The organism is Streptomyces sp. NPDC052107 (genome assembly GCF_040680215.1).
Taxonomy (GTDB): domain Bacteria; phylum Actinomycetota; class Actinomycetes; order Streptomycetales; family Streptomycetaceae; genus Streptomyces.
In genome coordinates this window covers 1-1,720 of record NZ_JBFAWG010000261.1, presented here as the reverse complement: position 1 = coordinate 1,720, position 1,720 = coordinate 1, and the positions used below count along the sequence as shown (strand labels likewise).

Sequence of the window (1,720 nt, the reverse complement as noted above, 5' to 3'; positions counted from 1 at the left end):
ATCGTTCCCCGTACGCCCACCACAGCCCGAACACTCACTCATCCGCGCCAGAACACACTCGTACGCTGTTCCGCGGCAGCTGTTCACAACCCCTCACCGAAACCGGCCGCCTGCGCCTGGCCCAGTGTGTGGTCGAAGACAAATGGCCAATACGGCGCGCAGCCGAGCGCTTTCAAGTCTCACCCACCACGGCGAAACGGTGGGCAGACCGCTACCGCGAAGAAGGCCCCGCCGGCATGACGGATCGCCGCGAGCTGCCGGAATGGAAATGACGTCCCGGACGGGGTCCTCGTCGGCCTGGACCAGTTGGGCGATCACCAGAACGCGGTTTCCGCCGGCCGAGGCCAGCAGCATCATCGCGCGCCGGTAGCGCACCGAGCTGGTACTGCCCCGGCGCACGATCTGCTGCAGCTTCTGCCCTTCCTGGTCGGTCAGCCGGCGTACACGGACAGGCTCGGCCACGACAGCTCCAGCGGTCGGATCAAACGGCACCGCCCATCCAACCGCCACGACCGCCAACCCGGCGAACTTTCCCGGTCAAGCACTATGTGACGGCGTATCCGACGGAGAAGCAGGTGAAGATCCCGCGTGAGCGCAGAGCCCGCACGTGCTCGAGGAACGCTTTTGATCCTCCGGCACTGTCCGCGGGGATGAGGATGGGTGTGCCATGGCGGTGGGCGTCGGGGATCTGGGCAAGCGCCTGGTCGAGGACGGTGATGTGGTCGGCGGCGGTGCGCAGGCTGTCGCGTAGGGGCCACGACTCCTGGAAGAGCTTGTAGGGATCGATGTGCTGGCGCAGGTTCTGCGCGGTATCAACTGCCGCGCGTCGGCTCCATCGCCGTGGGCACCGACGAACCGGCCCATCTGGGCGAGCTCGTCGGCGCCTTGTCCGGCGCAGTCGAGGAGCGGACCGTCCAGGAGTACCGGATGCTCCTTCGGGACCACTCGCCTGATCAGCCCGTCTGAAGCTCCTCGATGACCTGCTCGGCCGCGCGCCGCGCGGGCTCAAGCCGAGGATCCTCCGCGTGCGCCTGCGGCCCGAGGATCTTCGAGCAGACGAACGCCGTCATCAGCTTGCCGTACCGACTCTCGAAGTCGCGCTTGCCGTGACCGGGCACAGCAGTCCTACAGCTTGGTCATCTTGGCGTACGGGCTCAAGATCCGCATTTGCTCCGAGCCGAAATCCACGAGTGCCGCGATCCCATCCTCGACGCCGATCACCCGGCCGAGGCCGTACACGTCGTGTGTTACCTGGTCGCCCACGGCGAAGTGCTTGGGAGCCGGCGTGACCGGGGCCTTGAAGGGGCTGGTGGGCAAATGACGCTTCGGTGCAGCAGGGTTTGTCATTGCCCCCAGTATGCGCCTACGAACTACGCTGGTGGGTACCTCGCTGATCGGTGAACTCCACTCCAGCAAGAGCTCGCCTGCCGACCGGCCGACCTCCAGACGGGCGGTTCGGCTTCGTGGGAGGCCGCACCGCCCGTACTCTTCGGGGACCACGGCGTCAGATAGAGGGCGCCAAACACTGGAGGCAATACGTGCTGATTGCTCAGCGTCCGTCACTGACCGAAGAGGTCGTCGACGAGTTCCGCTCCCGGTTCGTGATCGAGCCGCTGGAGCCGGGTTTCGGCTACACCCTCGGCAACTCCCTCCGCCGTACCCTCCTGTCCTCGATCCCGGGTGCCGCCGTCACCTCGATCCGGATCGACGGTGTCCTGCA

2 protein-coding genes and 4 pseudogenes are annotated in these 1,720 nt (G+C 66.3%); 3 read left to right on the top strand and 3 right to left on the bottom strand.

Annotated features, from left to right (window positions below):
* Nucleotides 1-65: 65 nt before the first annotated feature.
* Nucleotides 66-248: pseudogene (locus AB0M27_RS47645) on the top strand (leucine zipper domain-containing protein); the annotation flags it as partial.
* Nucleotides 249-267: 19 nt separating this feature from the next.
* On the opposite strand, the pseudogene AB0M27_RS47640 reads toward AB0M27_RS47645, so the two are convergent.
* Nucleotides 268-462 (bottom strand): annotated as a pseudogene (locus AB0M27_RS47640) (IS630 family transposase); the annotation flags it as partial.
* Nucleotides 463-810: 348 nt separating this feature from the next.
* Between AB0M27_RS47640 and AB0M27_RS47635 the strand changes: the two are divergent.
* A pseudogene (locus tag AB0M27_RS47635) lies at nt 811-966 on the top strand (aldo/keto reductase); the annotation flags it as partial.
* Here the strand turns inward: AB0M27_RS47635 and AB0M27_RS47630 are convergent.
* Both AB0M27_RS47630 and AB0M27_RS47625 read right to left on the bottom strand, forming a co-directional pair.
* A complete protein-coding gene (locus AB0M27_RS47630) occupies nt 954-1,118 on the bottom strand; it encodes a hypothetical protein (RefSeq protein WP_365732441.1) in 165 nt (54 codons plus the stop codon). The pseudogene AB0M27_RS47635 and the gene AB0M27_RS47630 overlap by 13 nt on opposite strands.
* A gap of 7 nt (nt 1,119-1,125) precedes the next feature.
* Nucleotides 1,126-1,347 carry a hypothetical protein gene (locus tag AB0M27_RS47625; protein ID WP_365732440.1) on the bottom strand — a complete coding sequence of 74 codons (222 nt, stop codon included), beginning with the start codon at nt 1,345-1,347 and terminating at the stop codon, nt 1,126-1,128.
* Nucleotides 1,348-1,538: 191 nt separating this feature from the next.
* Here AB0M27_RS47625 and AB0M27_RS47620 point away from each other — a divergent pair.
* A pseudogene (locus AB0M27_RS47620) lies at nt 1,539-1,720 on the top strand (DNA-directed RNA polymerase subunit alpha); the annotation flags it as partial.